Here is a 17,199-nt window from a genome sequence, read left to right on the forward strand (position 1 = left end):
CACCCCAAAACGGGCGTGCGTTCCGGACATTGGTGAACGAAGTTCGGCCCACCGGTGCGGTACAACGATCGGCCAGCCTACCGCGCGCGGTACGACAACAGGATCACGGGGCGCGGTCCGGCAGTACCCCGCTGAGCAGGAACGCCACGTTCCGCTCGGTCTCCGTCCAGGCCCGGGTGTCGAGTTCGACGGACTGGAGCAGGGCGCACTCGACCCGGTACCCGTGCTCGGTCAGGTCGCGGCCGACGCGTTCGGCGACGTCCCGGGTGGCGGCGTGCGTGACGATGCGCTGCGGGCGCCGGTCGGCGACCGCGGAGACGACGGCCGGTCCCCCGCCGCCGACCCGTACGACGTCCGGTTCGTGCAGGTTTTCGAGGACGTGCGGGGCGCTGCCGTGCACGATCTGGAGCTGGACGCCGAAGCGGCGCGCGGCGCTCTCGGTGCGGGCGCAGGCGGCCGGGTCGTGGTCGACGGCGATGACGGCCGCGCCGGCGCGCGCCGCTTCGGTGGCGAACGCGCCGCTGCCGCAGCCGATGTCCCAGACGAGGTCGCCGACCCGGGGCCCGAGGCGGGCGAGTTGGGCGGCGCGCAGCAGCTGGGTCTCGCCCTCGCCGAGACCGCCGGCCGGGCCGGCGCCGTAGCTCTCGTCGGGCTGCACCCAGCCGCGCGGGCCGGCGCCCGGGTCGCGTCCGGCGATCCAGCCGCCGCCTTCCTGCGCGGCGGCCGGTCCGCCGATGACGATGACGACGTTGGGGTCGCGCCAGGTGTGGTCGGCGGCCTTGTCGGAGGTGACGACGCTGACCTGTTCGCGTTCGGTGCCCAGTTCCTCGCAGATGACGAAGGTGCGGTGCACGCCCTCCAGGAGGAGGCCGAGTTCGGCGGGGCCGGCGCCCGGTGAGGTGAGGACGGCGACCTTGGTGTGGGCGCGGCAGACGTTCACGGCCCGGCGCAGGGTGCGCGGGTGGGCGACGACGACCTGGGCGTCGTCCCAGGGCATGCCGGCGCGGGCGAAGGCGGCGGCGACGGAGGAGACGCCGGGGACGACCTCGACCTCCAGGCCGAACTCCGGTGCGCGCAGGGTGCGGACGACACCGAAGAAGCCGGGGTCGCCGTCGGCGAGCACGACCGCGGTGCCGCGATGGGCGGCGATGCGGCGGGCGGCCAGGGCGAGGCTGCCCAGGCGGATGCGTTCGGCGGTGGGCGGGACCTCGGGCAGCGCCAGGTGGTGGGCGGCGCCGGCCACGAGGGTGGCGGCGCCGAGGGCGGCCCGTGCCGCGTCGGTCAGCGGCGAGCCGTCCCAGCCGATCACCGTGACCCGGTCGGCCATCGTCGTCAGTCTCCAGTGGTTCTGCGCGGGTCTTCGGGGGGAGAGAGCCCGGGGCGGGCTCCGTGAGAGTACCTGGTGAAGCTCGGAAGGCTCAGTTCCAGTCCGAGTACGACGTGAAACCCCCGGTGTCGGCCTGCTGCTCGCCGGCCCCGGCGAGGTCCTCGGGGAGCAGGCTCCAGACGATGACGTCCGTGCGCACCTCGGTCCAGGCACCGTCCTCGGTCCTGGCCCGGGCTGTCCAGGCGTTGCGCAGGACGCCCTCGCTGATGCAGCCGATCTTCTGGGCCACCTGCTGGGAGGCGGTGTTGTCGGCCGCGGTGCGCAGTTCGAGCCGTTCGAACTTCTGGTCGTGGAAGAGCCACTGGGCGGTGGCGAGGACGGCCTCGGAGGCGTAACCCTCACCGCGGGCCCAGGGGGCGATGACGTAGGCGATCTGGCTGGCGCGGACGCGCCAGTCCGTGTTCCTCAGGTGGACGATGCCGACGAGCCGCTGGGTGAGGAACTCGGTGACGGCGAGGACTATGCCGCGGCCCTCGGTGCGCTCGTCCGGGGCGACGCGGGTGATCCACCGGTGGGCGTCGGCCTCGGTGTAGGGGTGGGGGACGGTGGTCCAGGCGACGACCTGTTCGTCGTTCATCATGTCGGCGAGCGCGGGCACGTCGTCCTCGTCGAGGGGACGCAGCACCAACCGCTCCGTGCTGATGGAGATGTTGGGGAAGGTGCTCGTCATGCGCCGCTCCGTAACCTTCGGAAATTCCTCGAAAGACCGTCAGGACCGTGAGGTCTGCTGAACTGCCCAGCATGCAGCATGGAACCACCGAACCGCACGACGGGGTCCACACCCGGTGAGGGAGTGGACCCCGTGCGTCGCGGAACGCCGTGTACGTGCCGTCAGCCGCCGGTCGTCGGCAGGACGGACCCGTGGTACTTGTCCTGGATGAACGTCCGCACCTCGGGCGAGACGAGCAGCTTCGCGAGCTTCTTCACCCGTGGGTCGTCCTCGTGGCCGCGCTTGACGGCGAGGAGGTTGGCGTAGGGGTTGTCCTTCGCCGACTCCAGGAGGATCGCGTCCTCGGTGGGGCTGAGGCCCGCGTCCTGGGCGTAGTTGTTGTTGATGACCGCGGCGTCCACGTCACCGAGCGAGCGGGGCAGCTGGGCGGCCTCCAGCTCGCGGATCTTCAGGTGCCGGGGGTTGGACGTGATGTCCGCGGGGGACGCGTCGGTGCCGGCGCCGGCCTTCAGCCCGATGACGCCGCCCGCGGCCAGCAGCTTCAGGGCGCGCCCCTCGTTGGTGATGTCGTTCGGCACGGCGACGGTGGCTCCGTCGGCGAGCTCGGTGACCTTCTTCACCTTGTGGGAGTAGACGCCCATGGGCGGCAGGTAGGGCTTGACCACGGAGACGAGGTCGGTGCCCTTGGACTTGTTGAAGTCGTCCAGGAAGGGCTGGTTCTGGTACAGGTTCGCGTCCAGCTCGCCCTCCTGGAGGGCGGTGTTCGGCAGGACGTAGTCCGTGAACTCCTTGATCTCCAGCTTCAGGCCGGCCTTGGCGGCGAGGTGGTCCCTGACGTAGGTGAGCACCTCGCCGGCCGGGACGGCGGTGGCGCCGACGACGAGGGTGCCGTCCGTGCCACCGCCCTTGCCGGAGTCCGTGCCGGAGCCGCAGGCGGTCAGGCCGAGGGCCAGGGCCGCCACGGCGATGACGGACATGCGCATCGGTCCGGTCCTCCTCGCGGCTCAGAAGGACGGGATGACCGAGCCCTGGTACTTGTCCTCGATGAACTTCTTGACCTCGGGCGAGGTGAGGAGCTTGGCGAGCTTCTTCACCCGCGGGTCCTTCTCGTTGCCCTCCTTGACCGCGAGGAAGTTGCCGTACGGGCTGTTCTTCGCGGACTCCAGGACCAGGGCGTCCTTGGCGGGCTTGATGCCGGCGGAGATGGCGTAGTTGCCGTTGATCACGGCCGCGTCCACGTCGTCCAGGGAGCGCGCGGTCTGGGCCGCCTCGACCTCCTTGAACTTGAGGTCCTTGGGGTTCTTGGTGATGTCCTGCGGGGTCGCCTCGGTGCCGACGCCGTCCTTGAGGGTGATGAGCCCGTTGGCGGCGAGCAGCTTCAGGGCGCGCGCCTCGTTGACGGCGTCGTTCGGGACGGCGATGGTCGCACCGCTCTTGAGGGCGTCGGCCTTCTTGACCTTGTGGGAGTAAAGGCCGAGCGGCTCCAGGTGCACCGTGACGACGGGCGCGATGTGGGTGCCGCGCTTCTTGTTGAAGTCGTCCAGGTACGGCTGGTTCTGGAAGTAGTTGGCGTCCACCGAACCGTCCTCGGTCGCCGTGTTCGGCGTGATGTAGTCGGTGAACTCCTTGACCTCCAGGTCGAGGCCCGCCTTCTTCGCCAGCTTGTCCTTGACGAAGTTCAGGATCTCGGCGTGCGGGGTCGGGCTCGCGGCGACGACCAGCGGGCCGCTGTAGTCGGAGGAGCCGGAGTCCTTGTCCGATCCGCAGGCGGTGAGCCCGAGGGTGACGGCTCCGGCGGCGAGGACGGCGGTGGTGAACTTGGCGGTGTTACGCACGAAAAGTGCCTTTCCTTAAGGGTGGTGCGACCCCGGATCAGGGGCTGTCGGCGCGAAGCGCCGTCGTTGAGGGGTGGTGGTCGGGTGACGGGTGGGCGGACGGGGAACTCGTGGAAGCTCAGGCGACCTTGCTGATGTCGGCCGCCGCCGGCTCCTTGGCCTTCAGCAGGCGGAGCTTGGGCGCCGGGCCCGAGCGGCCGCCCCGGCTGTGCAGGGAGCGGGCCGCGAAGTCGCCGGCGAACTGGATGAGGGAGATGACGACGGCGAGGATCGCGACGGTGATCCACATGAGCTCGGTCTCGAAGCGCTGGTAGCCGTAGCGGACGGCGAGGTCGCCGAGTCCGCCGCCGCCGACGGTGCCGGCCATGGCGGAGTAGCCGATGAGGGCGATGAGCGTGGTCGTGGTGGAGGCGATCAGCGAGGGCAGGGCCTCGGGGATCAGGACCTTGCGGACGATCGTCCAGGTGTTGCCGCCCATGGACTGCACGGCCTCGACCAGGCCGTGGTCCACTTCGCGGACGGCCGTCTCGACCAGGCGGGCGAAGAACGGGATGCCGCCGATGGCGAGCGGCACGATCGCGGCGGTCGTGCCGATGGTCGTGCCGGTGACCCAGCGGGTGAAGCTCATCAGCGCGACCATCAGGATGATGAACGGCATGGACCGGCCGATGTTCACGACCTGGCCGACCACCTTGTTGGCGACGACGTTCTGGAGCAGGCCGCCCCGGTCGGTGACGACGAGGAGGAGGCCGAGCGGGAGGCCGGCCGCGACGGCGATCACGGTGGACCAGAGGACCATCGTGAACGTCTCGGAACACGCCTGGGACAGCAGCGGCTGCATCTCGGACCAGGTCACTTGGCACCTTCCTTCACCAGCAGGGCCTCCTGGCCCACCACGTCGATCTGCAGGCCCTGTTCGCGCAGGAAGCCGACCGGCACCACGTTGTCCTCGTAGCGGCCGGGCAGTTCGATGCGCATACGGCCGATCTGGAGGCCGCCGACGGTGTCGATGGCGGCGCCGAGGATCGATATGTCGATGTTGTAGGTGCGCGAGAGCTGGGAGATGACGGGCTGGGTGGCGGCCTCGCCGTGGAAGGTGATGTCGAGGACGGTCCGGTCGGTGCCGGTGGCCTCGCCGCCGACGGGGAACAGCGCGGCGGCCAGCTCCGAGCCCGGGGTGGCCAGCAGCTCGCTGACCGTGCCGGACTCCACGATCCGGCCCTTCTCCATCAGGGCGGCGGAGTCGCAGATCGACTTCACGACGTCCATCTCGTGGGTGATGAGCAGGACGGTCAGGCCGAGCTGCCGGTTCAGGTCGCGCAGCAGCTGGAGGATGGAGCGGGTGGTCTCCGGGTCGAGGGCGCTGGTGGCCTCGTCGGAGAGCAGCACCTTGGGGTCGCCGGCGAGGGCGCGGGCGATGCCGACGCGCTGCTTCTGGCCGCCGGAGAGCTGGGCGGGGTAGGCCTTGGCCTTGTCGGCGAGGCCGACCAGGTCGAGCAGTTCCAGCGCCTTGCGGGAGCGGGCCCGGCCGGACTGGCCGAGGATCTCCAGCGGCAGTTCGACGTTGTCCTGCACGGTCCGCGAGGACAGCAGGTTGAAGTGCTGGAAGACCATGCCGATCCGGCTGCGGGCCCGGCGCAGTTCCCGGCCGGCGCGCGGGCCGCGCCCGGCCAGGGCGGTGAGGTCCTGCCCGGCGACGGTCACGGTGCCGGAGGTGGGGCGCTCCAGCAGGTTGACGCAGCGGATGAGCGAGGACTTTCCGGCGCCGGACTGGCCGATGACGCCGTAGACCTCGCCTTCGCGGACGTGCAGATCGACGCCGTCGAGGGCGGTGACCTCACGGCCGCGGGAGCGGTAGACCTTGGTCAGGCCCGAGGTGGTGATCACGTGGGTTTCCGTCACTGTCGAGTGCGCGGGCGTGGGTGTGCCCGGGCACGGGTGCATGCGGTTCCGGCATGGGGAGATGGATGTGCGTCTCGTACGGCCTACGGCGCACGGACATGCCACGGGTCTCGCTTCGGGGCGCGAGGCTCAGCTGATGCGGGGGCCCTCTAGAAGGCGCACATTCGACACATCAGGCGACACATACAACGAGCACCGGGCGTCAGGGTCGCCTCGGTCGCAAGGGTGCGGCAGCTCGTCGTGGTCATGTGAGAAGTAAAGCAGACGAACGGTCCTGACCGGCCGCCGCTGTCCGCATCGTGGACAGCCGCGGACAGGGGCGGTGGGAGGCCCGGCGACGCGCGGTGACCTCGGCTTCCCCGTCCTTCACCAGTGCGGACAAGGCCGACAGCGCCCGCCCCGCCGGGCCGGTGCCGGGCTCGGCCGGCCGGCGGGTTGTGGCCAATGCCACGGTGGCCGCGCGGGACGGCGTACGGCGGGGGCGGCGGCGATGGGCTGTTTCCGCCGTAATAAGGTCACGGCATGCTCAATGCCCTGACGCTGGTGACCGGGGTCGCCGCGCTGTTGCTCGCCGCCTGGTGCGGCTGGGCCGCCTACCGTGACCAGCCGACCAAGGACTGGCACTTCATCGGCATGGCCGTGGTGTCGCTGCTGGCCCTGGTCCAGCTGGTCGTCGGGATCGTGCTGCTGGCGCGGGGCGAGAAGCCGGAGCAGGGCACGACGATCTTCGTGGCGTATCTGCTGGGCGCGTTCGCGTGCGTTCCGGCGGCGGGCTTCATGTCGCTGGCCGAGCGGACCCGCTGGGGCTCCGTGACGGTGGCCGCCGGCGGTGTGGTGCTGGCCGTGCTGGAAGTGCGGCTCTTCGACATCTGGGGAGGCTGAGGTGACGGCGGCGCAGGAGAAGCCGGCCCGCTTGATCGGCGGGCCGGGCATGCTGCTCGTCTGGTTCTACGGCGTGATGGTGGTCGGCGCGGTGTCGCGGTCCGCGTACCAGATCTCCACGGAGTTCGACCGGGCGCCGCTCGCGTACTCCCTGTCCGCCGTGGCCGGCGTGGTGTACGGGTTCATCACGTACACGCTGGTGCGCGGCGGGGAGACGGCTCGCCGGGCGGCGCTGGTGTGCTGTGCGGCGGAGCTCGCGGGCGTGCTGATCGTCGGCACGTGGACCCTGGTCGAGCCGTCCGCGTTCCCGGACGCGACGGTGTGGTCGAAGTACGGGATGGGGTACGTCTTCATCCCCGTGTTCCTGCCGCTCTCCGCGATGTACTGGTTGCGGAAGGCTTCTGTCCGCCGGGGCGCCTGAGGGGCGTGGGCCGTTCCCCGCGCCCCTTCCGGGGCACCTGCCCTCACGCCGTCTGCGCGTATGCGCCCGCCTGCTTCTCCAGGATGATCATCTCTACGCCGTCGGCGCCCTTGGCCCTGCCGACCGTCTCGTAGCCGGACCGGCGGTACAGGCGGAGGTTGCCCTCGCTGCGGTGGCCGGTGAAGAGGCGGAAGCGGGTGGCGCCACGCTCGTCCGCCAGCGCGGCCTCGGCCGTGCGCAGCAGCCTCGCGCCGATGCCGTGGCCCTGGAGGCGGGGGTGGACGCAGAGCTTGCCGATGGCCGCCGCGCCGTCCTCGGTGACCCGGCCGCGCACCGAGCCGACCACCTCGTCGCCAAGCCGGGCGACGAAGACGCAGTCGGCGGCGACCTCCTGACGGACGGACTCCAGGGTCTGCACGAGCGGGTCGATGCGGTAGTTGCCGTACAGCGCCGCCTCGCTCTGGAAGCACAGGTACTGGAGCCGGAAGATCTGCTCCGCGTCCTGTTCGGTCGCCACCGAGATGGTCACGCTCATGCCCATGTGCGCATGCCTCCCGCTCACCTGATCACCTGTCGTCCCCCACTCCTATCCCCGCGCTTCGCGCGCCGCAACCTCCGGTGTGAGCAATCGACGCAGACATCCAAGACATCTGGAACGTTCCGGGCCGAGACTGCCCTGTGAGATACCCAACTCCCCCGCGATCTCACGGTAGGTGAGGTCCTTCGGCGAGAGCAGCGCCTCGATGAGACGGGGGCAGCGGCCGGGCAGGCGGCGGACCGCGTCCCGCAGCGCGCGGTACCGGGCGGTGGTCAGGACGTGCTGCTCCGGCCCGGGGCGCAGGTCGTCGGCCGGGTCGGTGCCGTACGGACGTTCACGGCGGGTGGCGCGACGGGTGCGGCGCGCCTCGGCCCGGACGGCCCTGCGCAGCCATCCGTGCGGGTCCGGCGGTGGCCCGTCGGTCTCCAGCCGCTCCAGGAGCCGGAGCCAGACGGCCTGCTCCAGGTCGCCCGGCTCACCTCCCCCGGCATATGCCTCGGCGGATGCCTCGGCGGTGAGCAGGGGATGCAGGGTGGCGACCAGGTCGTGCGTCATATGCGGAACGACGAGCCGCCCCGGCGGCGGGTTGCCGGGGCGGCGCACAGTCAGCCCGAACGGAGTGCCGAGCGGCGCGGCGGTTGACGCCCGGGTGCCGCCGGTCGTCGGGGAATGGGCCGTCAGTCCTTAAGGAAGTCGGCGCGGGCGAGCAGTCCGGTGTCGGCGTTGTCGGTGAAGACGCCGTCGATCCCGGTCGCGAAGTACGTCTTGAAGGCGCCGAAGACGTCGCCGTAGGCGTCGGCCGCGGTGCCCTTGCGGTACTCGGCCGGCAGGAAGGGGTTCTCGTTCCGCATGGTGTAGGGGTGCAGGATCAGGCCGACCTTGTGCGCGTCGGAGACCAGCGTGGTCGGCTCGGCCAGGCTGCCGTCCGCCTTCTTCGGGATGATCAGGTCCAGGGTCGGACCGATGCCCTGGGCATAACCGGCGATCTCGCGCAGGCCCTTGGGCGTCACGAGGTCGGCGACCGTACGCGGGTCGTTCGCCTCGACGAAGTCGTACGGGCGGCTGTTCGCCGAGGAGAGCAGGACGACGAGCGGGTTGTCGACGAGCCGGTTCAGCCGCTGGATGCTGCTGGGCTCGAAGGACTGGAGGATGACCGGGGAGTTCCGGCCGTCCTTGCCGTACTTGCGCAGCAGCTTGGCCACCCGCTCCTCCAGGCCGAGGCCCAGCTTGCGGAAGTAGGTGGGGTGCTTGGTCTCGGGGTAGATCCAGACCTGCTTGCCGCGCTTGCGGGTCTGCTCGTCCTGCCACCGCAGGACCTCTTCGAAGGTGGGGATCTCCCAACGGCCGTTGTAGAGGGTGTTGTGCGGGCGGTTGGCCGGGATGCGCTCGACGGCGCGCAGCGTCTTCAGCTCGGCGAGCGTGAAGTCCTCGGTGAACCAGCCGGTGGTGGGGACCCCGTCGAGCACCTTGGTGGTCCTGCGGTCGGCGAACTCGGGGTGGGAGGCGACGTCCGTCGTGCCGCCGATCTCCGGCTCGTGCCGGCAGACCAGGTGGCCGTCCTTGGTGGGCACCAGGTCGCCCGCCTCGACCACGTCGGCACCCAGGTCCAGGGCCAGCTCGTACGAGCCGAAGGTGTGTTCGGGGCGGTAGCCGCTGGCACCCCGGTGGCCGATGATCGTCGGCACCGGCAGGCTCTTCAGTCCGCGGCCGCCCTGTCCGGCCGTGCGGGTCTCGGCGGCCCGGGCCGTGCCGGACAGTCCGAGGACCGCTCCGCCCGCGCCGAGCACCGCGGCGCCGAGGAGCGCCCGCCGTCCCGTTCCCTGCGTCTGCTCGTTCGCCTGGTCGCTGTCCATGAGCGCCCTCCTGCCGCTTCCGTCCATCGGTGCGGCCCGATCGTAGGGGCGTGCACATGACGAGGGGGAGGCTCCGGCCCGAACACCCGGGTGCTGTCGGATGTCCTGCGAACGGCGGAAGGTGACGGGCCGTCGGAGGCGGCGGCCCCCGGTCGGCGCGATGTCCGTCACATCGACGCAAGGCGGTTACGCGCCGTCTCTCGCGCGCAACCGCAGGTAAACCCGCGTCAACACTTCGTAAGACCTCGGTGAACCGGACGTCCCCGATGTGCGCGCGGCCCGGCGCCGCGAGTAATGTCCTCACCTGCACAGACTCATATCGCCCCCTTTGACATCGGAGGACCCGTTGTCCCGCTTCGCGCTCATCAAGGCAGTGCTCGGACCGATCATGCGCCTGATGTTCCGCCCACAGGTGGAGGGCGTGGAGAACATCCCCGGCGACGGTCCGGTGATTCTGGCCGGTAATCACCTCACGTTCATCGACTCGATGGTGCTGCCGCTGGTCAGCAAGCGGCAGGTGTTCTTCATCGGCAAGGACGAGTACGTCACCGGCAAGGGCGTCAAGGGCCGGCTGATGGCGTGGTTCTTCACCGGCGTCGGCATGATCCCGGTGGACCGGGACGGGGCGAGCGGCGGGGTGGCCGCGCTGATGACCGGACGGCGCATCCTGGAGGAGGGCAGGATCTTCGGGATCTACCCCGAGGGCACGCGGTCGCCCGACGGACGCCTGTACCGTGGCCGCACCGGTATCGCCCGTCTCACCCTGATGACCGGCGCGCCGGTGGTGCCGTTCGCCATGATCGGCACGGACAAGCTCCAGCCGGGGGGCCGGGGCATCCCGCGGCCCGGCCGGGTCACCGTCCGGTTCGGCGAGCCCATGGAGTTCTCGCGGTACGACGGCATGGACCGGGACCGGTACGTGCTGCGGGCGGTGACGGACTCGGTGATGGCCGAGGTGATGCGGCTGTCCGGGCAGGAGTACGTGGACATGTACGCCACGAAGGCGAAGGCCGCCTAGGGTCTTTCGTTTGGATCAGGCCGGATCAGGGAGCGGGGTCTGGTGCCGTGCATCGCAAGGCGGAGGAGGGCGCCATGGCGGAGCCATGGCAACCGACGACAACGCGGCGAGGCGCGGTGCCAGACCCCGCGAGCCCGGCATGATCCGAACGAGAGGCCCTAGGCCCGCCTACGGTCCGTCAGACGGTTTCCGGACCGCTCGGCGGACCGGTGTTGGACCGGCTGCCGTCCGCCTGCCGGTGGAATCTGCCGCCGACACATAGGGCATTCGGCCCTATCAGACGGCCATATGACCACACAACATGTCTGATTCAGACATGTCCAAACCTTCTCGGCGTACTCTGCTCCGTACCCCGATCGCCGTCGCCGGCGCGGGATTCCTGGCAGCCTGCACCAGCTCCGGTTCCGAGCCCAGTTCCGGCCCTCGACACATGAACGGCGGGGAGAAGTTCGTCCCCGCCGGACCCCGGGGGTACGTCAACCCTTCGGATCCCGAAGTCCTGGCCGCCGAGCGGAGACGCGGGTCCGGCCGCGAACGCACCTTCAGCTTCACCGCCGCCGAGGCCAAGCTGGACCTGGGCGGGCGTTCGGTCCGCACGTGGGCGTACAACGAGGAGGTACCCGGCCCGCTGGTGCGGGTCACGGCCGGTGACGTGCTCGACCTGACGCTCACCAACCGGCTGCCCGCCACGACCACGCTGCACTCCCACGGGGTGCGGCTGCGCTGCGACATGGACGGCGTGCCGGACCTGACCCAGCGGGCCATCCACCCGGGGAGCGACTTCCGCTACCGCTTCGTCGCCAAGCACCCGGGCACCTACCTGCTCCACTCCCACGTGGGGATGCAGCCCGACCGGGCCCTGTACGCGCCGCTCATCGTCGACGACCCCAAGGAGCCCCTCTCCTACGACAAGGAGTGGGTCGTGGTCCTGGACGACTGGCTCGACGGCGTGCAGGGCTCCACGCCGGAGGGCGTCCTGGAACAGCTCAAGCCCGGCGGCGCCATGGACATGGGGGGCATGGCCATGGGTCCCGGCCACGGCGGCCCGAGCGCGCACCGGTCGGACGCCCACCCGTCGGGGTCCAAGAAGTCCGCGGGGAAGTCCACGGGCCCCAACCGGGTGCTGCACGACTCCCACAGCCGCATGCTGCACGGGGAGGGCGGCAGCGTCGCCTACCCGTACTACCTCGTCAACGGGCGCCTGCCCGACAATCCGTCGGTGTTCCGCTGCCGCCCCGGCGACCGTGTGCGACTGCGCATCATCAACGCCGGTTCGGAGACCGCCTTCCGGGTGGCGCTGGGCGACCACACGATGACCGTCACCCACACCGACGGCTACCCCGTGAAGCACAAGAGGACCGACGCGCTCCTCGTCGGCATGGCGGAGCGGTACGACGTGCTGATCACCGCCCGGGACGGGGTCTTCCCCCTGGTCGCGCTGCCCGAGGGCAAGAAGGGCAGGGCCGTCGCCGTCCTGCGCACCGGCAAGGGGAGCAGCAGAAACCTTCCCCCGGCCGATGTCCACCCGGACGAACTCGACGGCAACACCGTCCCCGCGCGCCGTCTGCTGCCCGCCGACTCGGTGGCGCTCACCGACCGGGACCCCGACCGGGAGATCCGCATCAGGATCACCGGCACCATGCAGAAGTTCGACTGGGGGTTCGACCACAAGCCCTACTCCCCGCAGCAGCGCCACCCCGTCCGCGCCGGTGAGCGGGTACGGCTCACCCTCATCAACGCCACGGGCATGTGGCATCCGATGCACCTGCACGGACACACGTTCTCGTTGACGGGGCTGGATTCCGTCGGGGCGCGCAAGGACACCGCGCTGGTGCTGCCGCACCGGAAGCTGGTGCTCGACTTCGACGCCGACAACCCCGGACTGTGGATGCTGCACTGTCACAACCAGTACCACTCGGAGAGCGGGATGATGACGGTGCTGGGTTACAAGCGCTGAGCTCCGGGGTGGTCCGGACGTGTTCCGGACGCGGCTGCGCCGTGGCTCGTCGCGCGGTTCCCCGGTCCTCCGCGGGGCCTGATCACCCGGCGCCTTCCAGTGTCTGGTCCTTCAGCAGGAACCACGCCGCCGCCGACGCCGTCAGGAGGACCGCCGCTCCTGCTCCGGAGGCCAGGTGGAGGCCGTGGACGAAGCTGTCGCGGGCCGCGTCCAGCAGGGCCTCCGCCCGGTGCGGGGACAGCCGGGCCGCCGCCTGCACCGCCGCGCCCAGGGACTCGTGGGCGCCGGCCGGGGTGCCGGACGGCCCCGTGAAGCCGCGGTAGACGCCGGTCACGATGGAGCCCAGCAGGGCGATGCCCAGTGCGGCGCCCAGTTCGTACGCCGTCTCGGACACCGCCGAGGCCGCGCCCGCCTGGTCCTTGGGGACGCTGGAGAGGATGACGTCGGCGGTCACCGTGAAGGAGAAGCCCGCTCCCACGCCCACGACCAGCAGGGCGGCCCCGAGGACCGGGTAGCCGGTGGACTCGCCGAGCGTCGTCAGCGCGGCCAGGGCGACGCCGACCGCGGCCAGGCCGCCGGAGACCACCGCGCGGACCGAGAAGCGCCGGGCGGCCCGGCCCGCGACCAGACCGGCCGTCACCGCGCCGACGGCGGCGGGCAGTTCGGCCAGGCCCGCCTCGAAGGGGCGCCGGTCCTGAACGAGTTGCAGGTACTGGGAGAGGAAGAACACCAGACCCGACATGCCGAGGACGGTCAGCAGGTCGGCGAGGACCGCTCCGCTGAAACCACGGCGCCGGAAGAGCCGCATGTCCAGCAGCGGGACCGGCATGGTCAGCTGGCGGTGGACGAAGCCGTAGAGGGCCGCCGCGCCCACCAGGCCGGTGCCGAGGGTCGTACCGGTGGGGCCGTGGGTGGCGGCCTCCTTGACCGCGTAGACCAGGGCGATCACGCCGACCAGCGAGAGCAGGACACTGCTCAGGTCCCAGGGGCCCGGGTGCGGGTTGCGGGACTCGGGCAGGGTGCGGATGCCGACCAGGACCAGGACCGCCATCACCGGCAGGTTGATCAGGAAGACCGAACCCCACCAGAAGTGTTCGAGGAGGAATCCGCCGGCGATCGGGCCGACGGCCGTACCCGCGGAGGCGGTGGCGCCCCAGATGCCGACGGCGAGGCTGCGCTCGCGCGGGTCGTGGAAGATGTTGCGGATCAGGGCCAGGGTGGCGGGCATCAGGGTCGCGCCCGCGACACCGAGCAGCGCCCGGGCCAGGATCATCAGTTCGGGTGTCGTCGCGTAGGCGTTGAGCACGGACAGCGCGCCGAACGCCGTGGCCCCGCCCAGCAGGATCCGCTTGCGGCCGATGCGGTCACCGAGGCTGCCCATGGAGACCAGCAGACCGGCGATGACGAAGGAGTAGACGTCGCCGATCCACAGCAGCTGGGTGCCGGAGGGGTTCAGGTCCTCGCTGATGTAGGGGGTCGCCAGGCCGAGGACGGTGGCGTCGACGGCCACCAGCAGCACGGCCAGGACGAGGACGGAGAGCGCGAGCCAGCGGCCCGGGCGCTTCACCGCCTCGGTCGCCTGTGCCGGCCGCACGGTGCTGGTCATGATTCCTCTCTTCGCAGAGCGCCGCCGAGCAGCAACTCGGCGATCATGGTCGGGAAGTCCCGGGAGGCCACACGGCCGTCCAGGGTGGCCCAGGCGCAGGAGGCGATCAGCCCGTACAGCGCCTCGGTGAGCCAGACCGGGCTGAGGTCGATGCGGAACTCGCCGTCGCGCTGTCCGCGCTGGAAGAGGGCGCCCATCCGGGCGTCCAGGCGCTGCCAGCCCTCGTTCTGCCGGTCGCCCTCCCACAGCTGGTTCTCGCCGTAGAGGAACGCGAGCAGTCCGGCGGCCGGCTGGATCTCGCGCACCAGCCTGCGGACGGCCTCGGCGGCGGATCCCTCCTCCGGCCGGGCCCGGTCCAGCGCCCCCTCGCACTCCGCGATGCCGAGCTGCTCCAGCGCCCGGACGAGCGCGTCCCGGCCGGCGAAGTGGCGGTGCAGCGTGGCCCGGCTGATCCCCGCGGCCTTCGCGACCTCGTCCATGGTCGCGGTGGATCTCCGGGTCAGCAGGGCGGCGGCGCTGCGCAGCACGTGGTCACGATCGAGGGCCATGAGACAAGAATAGCCCAGCTGAGACATTGATGTCTCACACTGGGCGCGGACGACTCATTCAGGGTGGTCGGGCGGGTGCTCGTCAGTGCCAGGGCAGCTGTCCGCGCCGCTCCCAGTAGGCGCGCGGGTCCTCCGCCAGCGTGTCGAGGCGGGTGAGCTGGTCCTCGTCGAGGTCGACGGCGGGGGCGTGGAGGTTGGAGACGAGCTGCGGGACGGTCGCGGCGCCGGAGAGGACGACTCCGGCCCAGGGCCGGCGCAGGATCCAGGCGAGGGCGACCGCGTCAGAGCCCATTCCGGTCGCGGCGGCCACGGCCTTCAGCGCGTCCGGGGCGTGCGGGTCGGCCAGCCGGCCGTTCGCCATGCCCTCCTTGACGATCACGGTGAGCCCGGCGTCGTGCGCCTCGGCGAGGGCCGGACCGGCCGACGTCTCCAGGGCGTTGTAGGTCGACTGCACGGTGCGGAAGAGGGGTTCGCCGTCGACCGTGACCGCGAGGGCGGCGCGGATGGCGTCGGCCTGGGCGGGGCCGCTGGTGGAGAAGCCGACGGTGAGGCCCTGAGCGGCGGCTTCCGCCAGCCTGGCGTGCAGGTCCTTGTCGGTGAGGGCCGGGCTGTCCGGGGTCACCGAGTGGATCTGGTAGAGGTCGAGCCGGTCGCCGAGCAGGGCGTCCGTCTCGGCGCGCTGCCGTTCGTAGGTGGCGAGGCTGTGGTCCTTGACCTCGTGCCGTTCGGCGTCGGTGGACCAGCCGGCCGTGTAGGTGTAGCCCCACTTGCTGCCGACGACGACGTCGTCGATCCCGGGGTGGGCGTTCAGCCACCCGGCGAGGAACTCCTCGGAGCGGCCGTAGGAGCGGGCGGCGTCGAAGTAGCGGACGCCCTGGGCGTAGGCGGCGTCGAGGAGTTCGTGGGTCCGGGCGCGCAGTGCTTCGACGCTGCGGTCCTCCCCGAGGTCTTCGTCGCGGCCGAGGTTGATGTAGCCGGGACGGCCCACCGCGGCGAGGCCCAGGCCGATGTGGCAGGTGGGGGTCGTCGCTGTGGCCAGTCGCGCGAAGGGCATCGCGGGCTCCGTTCGGTCGGCTCGGTGGGGCTCGCGACCAAACGTAACCCGCGATGCCCTGGTGATCGCGGTGGAGGGGCGGGGGCCGTCCCTCAGTTCTGCTTCTTCGCCGCCGCCCACTGGTGCTGGGCCGCCACGTCCGCCTTGACCTCCGCCAGCTGGACGGCCACCGCGCTCGGGGCCGTACCGCCACGCCCGTTGCGGGAGGCGAGGGCGCCCGGGACGTTGAGGACGGAGCGGACCTGCGGGGTGAGGTGCGCGGAGATCTTCGCGAACTGCTCGTCCGTGAGGTCGTCCAGCTCCTTGCCCTCCGCCTCGGCGACCTTGACGCACTCGCCCGCGACCTCGTGCGCGACGCGGAACGGCACGCCCTGCCTGACCAGCCACTCGGCGATGTCGGTGGCGAGGGAGAAGCCGGCCGGGGCCAGTTCCTCCATGCGCTCGCGGTGGACGGTGAGGGTGGCGACCATGCCGGTGAAGGCCGGGAGCAGCACCTCCAGCTGGTCGCAGGAGTCGAAGACCGGCTCCTTGTCCTCCTGGAGGTCGCGGTTGTAGGCGAGGGGCAGGGCCTTGAGGGTGGCGAGGAGTCCGGTGAGGTTGCCGATCAGCCGGCCGGACTTGCCCCGGGCCAGCTCGGCGATGTCCGGGTTCTTCTTCTGCGGCATGATCGACGAGCCCGTGGAGAACGCGTCGTGCAGGGTGACGAAGGAGAACTCCTTCGTGTTCCAGATGATGATCTCCTCGGCGATCCGGGAGAGGTTCACGCCGATCATCGCGGTGATGAAGGCGAACTCGGCGACGAAGTCCCGGGAGGCCGTGCCGTCGATGGAGTTGGCGGCGCTGCCGTGCTCGAAGCCCAGGTCGCGCGCGACCGCCTCCGGGTCCAGGCCCAGGGAGGAGCCGGCCAGGGCGCCGGAGCCGTACGGCGACACGGCCGTCCGCTCGTCCCACTGGCGCAGCCGCTCGGCGTCCCGGGACAGCGACTGGACGTGGGCCAGGACATGGTGGGCGAAGAGCACCGGCTGGGCGTGCTGGAGGTGGGTGCGGCCGGGCATCGCCACGTCGGGGTGGGCCTCGGCGAGGCCGATCAGGGCGTCCTGGAGGTCGGCGATCAGGCCGCCGATGATCCGGGCGTGGTCGCGCAGGTACATCCGGAAGAGGGTGGCGACCTGGTCGTTGCGGGACCGGCCGGCGCGGAGCTTGCCGCCGAGGTCGGGGCCGAGGCGCTCCAGCAGGCCGCGTTCCAGGGCGGTGTGCACGTCCTCGTCGGCGATCGTGCCGACGAAGGTGCCGGCGGCCACGTCGGCCTCCAGCTCGTCGAGTCCGGCGAGCATGCGCCGGAGCTCGTCCTCGGTGAGGAGTCCCGCCGTGTGCAGCACGCGCGCGTGGGCACGCGAGCCGGCGATGTCGTAGGGGGCGAGCCGCCAGTCGAAGTGGACGGACGCCGACAGCTTCGCCAGGGCCTCGGCCGGACCGTCGGCGAAACGGCCGCCCCAGAGCCGTACGTCACCGCTGTTGCTGCTCACTT

At 71.2% G+C, this 17,199-nt stretch carries 17 protein-coding genes; 4 read left to right on the forward strand and 13 right to left on the reverse strand.

The annotated features are described in order from the left end of the window. Nucleotides 1–103: 103 nt before the first annotated feature. The 6 genes from cbiE to ACH4LD_RS13140 all read right to left on the reverse strand — a co-directional run bounded on the left by cbiE (nt 104) and on the right by ACH4LD_RS13140 (nt 5,779). The gene (gene cbiE, locus ACH4LD_RS13115; protein ID WP_132786526.1) at nt 104–1,327 is read right to left on the reverse strand and encodes a precorrin-6y C5,15-methyltransferase (decarboxylating) subunit CbiE; all 1,224 of its coding nucleotides are present in this window, start codon (nt 1,325–1,327) and stop codon (nt 104–106) included. A 91-nt stretch (nt 1,328–1,418) separates the two neighbouring features. After that, nucleotides 1,419–2,057: a GNAT family N-acetyltransferase gene (locus ACH4LD_RS13120; protein WP_132786525.1), complete on the reverse strand. Its 639-nt coding sequence runs from the start codon at nt 2,055–2,057 to the stop codon at nt 1,419–1,421. A 161-nt stretch (nt 2,058–2,218) separates the two neighbouring features. After that, nucleotides 2,219–3,040 carry a MetQ/NlpA family ABC transporter substrate-binding protein gene (locus ACH4LD_RS13125; protein ID WP_398055843.1) on the reverse strand — a complete coding sequence of 274 codons (822 nt, stop codon included), beginning with the start codon at nt 3,038–3,040 and terminating at the stop codon, nt 2,219–2,221. 21 nt (nt 3,041–3,061) lie between these two features. Next, nucleotides 3,062–3,892 carry a MetQ/NlpA family ABC transporter substrate-binding protein gene (locus ACH4LD_RS13130; protein WP_398055842.1) on the reverse strand — a complete coding sequence of 277 codons (831 nt, stop codon included), beginning with the start codon at nt 3,890–3,892 and terminating at the stop codon, nt 3,062–3,064. A gap of 118 nt (nt 3,893–4,010) precedes the next feature. Further along, a complete protein-coding gene (locus tag ACH4LD_RS13135) occupies nt 4,011–4,748 on the reverse strand; it encodes a methionine ABC transporter permease (protein WP_165951662.1) in 738 nt (245 codons plus the stop codon). Further along, nucleotides 4,745–5,779 (reverse strand): methionine ABC transporter ATP-binding protein, encoded by a 1,035-nt coding sequence (locus ACH4LD_RS13140; protein ID WP_165951661.1) that lies wholly within the window; start codon nt 5,777–5,779, stop codon nt 4,745–4,747. The genes ACH4LD_RS13135 and ACH4LD_RS13140 overlap by 4 nt, the downstream gene beginning before the upstream one ends. A 537-nt stretch (nt 5,780–6,316) precedes the next feature. Here ACH4LD_RS13140 and ACH4LD_RS13145 point away from each other — a divergent pair. Together ACH4LD_RS13145 and ACH4LD_RS13150 are read left to right on the forward strand one after the other, a co-directional pair. Beyond that, on the forward strand, nt 6,317–6,676 hold the full coding sequence (locus ACH4LD_RS13145; protein WP_103816348.1) for a hypothetical protein: 360 nt from the start codon (nt 6,317–6,319) through the stop codon (nt 6,674–6,676). Nucleotide 6,677: 1 nt separating this feature from the next. Next, complete coding sequence (locus tag ACH4LD_RS13150; protein ID WP_398055841.1) at nt 6,678–7,097, forward strand: hypothetical protein; 420 nt, start codon at nt 6,678–6,680, stop codon at nt 7,095–7,097. 43 nt (nt 7,098–7,140) lie between these two features. Here the strand turns inward: ACH4LD_RS13150 and ACH4LD_RS13155 are convergent, their stop codons facing one another. The 3 genes from ACH4LD_RS13155 to ACH4LD_RS13165 all read right to left on the reverse strand — a co-directional run bounded on the left by ACH4LD_RS13155 (nt 7,141) and on the right by ACH4LD_RS13165 (nt 9,488). After that, entirely contained in the window at nt 7,141–7,638 is a 498-nt protein-coding gene (locus ACH4LD_RS13155; protein ID WP_132786674.1) for a GNAT family N-acetyltransferase, read from the reverse strand. 45 nt (nt 7,639–7,683) lie between these two features. Then, entirely contained in the window at nt 7,684–8,190 is a 507-nt protein-coding gene (locus ACH4LD_RS13160; RefSeq protein ID WP_398055840.1) for a sigma-70 family RNA polymerase sigma factor, read from the reverse strand. A gap of 122 nt (nt 8,191–8,312) precedes the next feature. Then, on the reverse strand, nt 8,313–9,488 hold the full coding sequence (locus ACH4LD_RS13165) for a glycerophosphodiester phosphodiesterase (RefSeq protein ID WP_398055839.1): 1,176 nt from the start codon (nt 9,486–9,488) through the stop codon (nt 8,313–8,315). 328 nt (nt 9,489–9,816) lie between these two features. Between ACH4LD_RS13165 and ACH4LD_RS13170 the strand changes: the two genes are divergently transcribed. Beyond that, nucleotides 9,817–10,506: a 1-acyl-sn-glycerol-3-phosphate acyltransferase gene (locus tag ACH4LD_RS13170; protein WP_103816343.1), complete on the forward strand. Its 690-nt coding sequence runs from the start codon at nt 9,817–9,819 to the stop codon at nt 10,504–10,506. 316 nt (nt 10,507–10,822) lie between these two features. After that, a complete protein-coding gene (locus tag ACH4LD_RS13175) occupies nt 10,823–12,463 on the forward strand; it encodes a multicopper oxidase family protein (RefSeq protein WP_132786519.1) in 1,641 nt (546 codons plus the stop codon). An 82-nt stretch (nt 12,464–12,545) separates the two neighbouring features. On the opposite strand, the gene ACH4LD_RS13180 is transcribed toward ACH4LD_RS13175, so the two are convergent. The 4 genes from ACH4LD_RS13180 to argH all read right to left on the reverse strand — a co-directional run bounded on the left by ACH4LD_RS13180 (nt 12,546) and on the right by argH (nt 17,197). Next, nucleotides 12,546–14,069 carry an MFS transporter gene (locus tag ACH4LD_RS13180; protein ID WP_398055838.1) on the reverse strand — a complete coding sequence of 508 codons (1,524 nt, stop codon included), beginning with the start codon at nt 14,067–14,069 and terminating at the stop codon, nt 12,546–12,548. Then, nucleotides 14,066–14,617, reverse strand: coding sequence for a TetR/AcrR family transcriptional regulator (locus ACH4LD_RS13185; protein ID WP_398055837.1), 552 nt, complete (start codon nt 14,615–14,617; stop codon nt 14,066–14,068). Before ACH4LD_RS13185 ends, ACH4LD_RS13180 begins: the two co-directional genes overlap by 4 nt. An 82-nt stretch (nt 14,618–14,699) precedes the next feature. Further along, entirely contained in the window at nt 14,700–15,671 is a 972-nt protein-coding gene (locus tag ACH4LD_RS13190; protein ID WP_398055836.1) for an aldo/keto reductase, read from the reverse strand. Between the two features lie 92 nt (nt 15,672–15,763). After that, the gene (argH, locus tag ACH4LD_RS13195) at nt 15,764–17,197 is read right to left on the reverse strand and encodes an argininosuccinate lyase (RefSeq protein WP_398055835.1); all 1,434 of its coding nucleotides are present in this window, start codon (nt 17,195–17,197) and stop codon (nt 15,764–15,766) included. Nucleotides 17,198–17,199 lie beyond the last annotated feature (2 nt).

It is taken from the genome of Streptomyces sp. NPDC017676, assembly GCF_044329325.1.
Classification (GTDB): domain Bacteria; phylum Actinomycetota; class Actinomycetes; order Streptomycetales; family Streptomycetaceae; genus Streptomyces.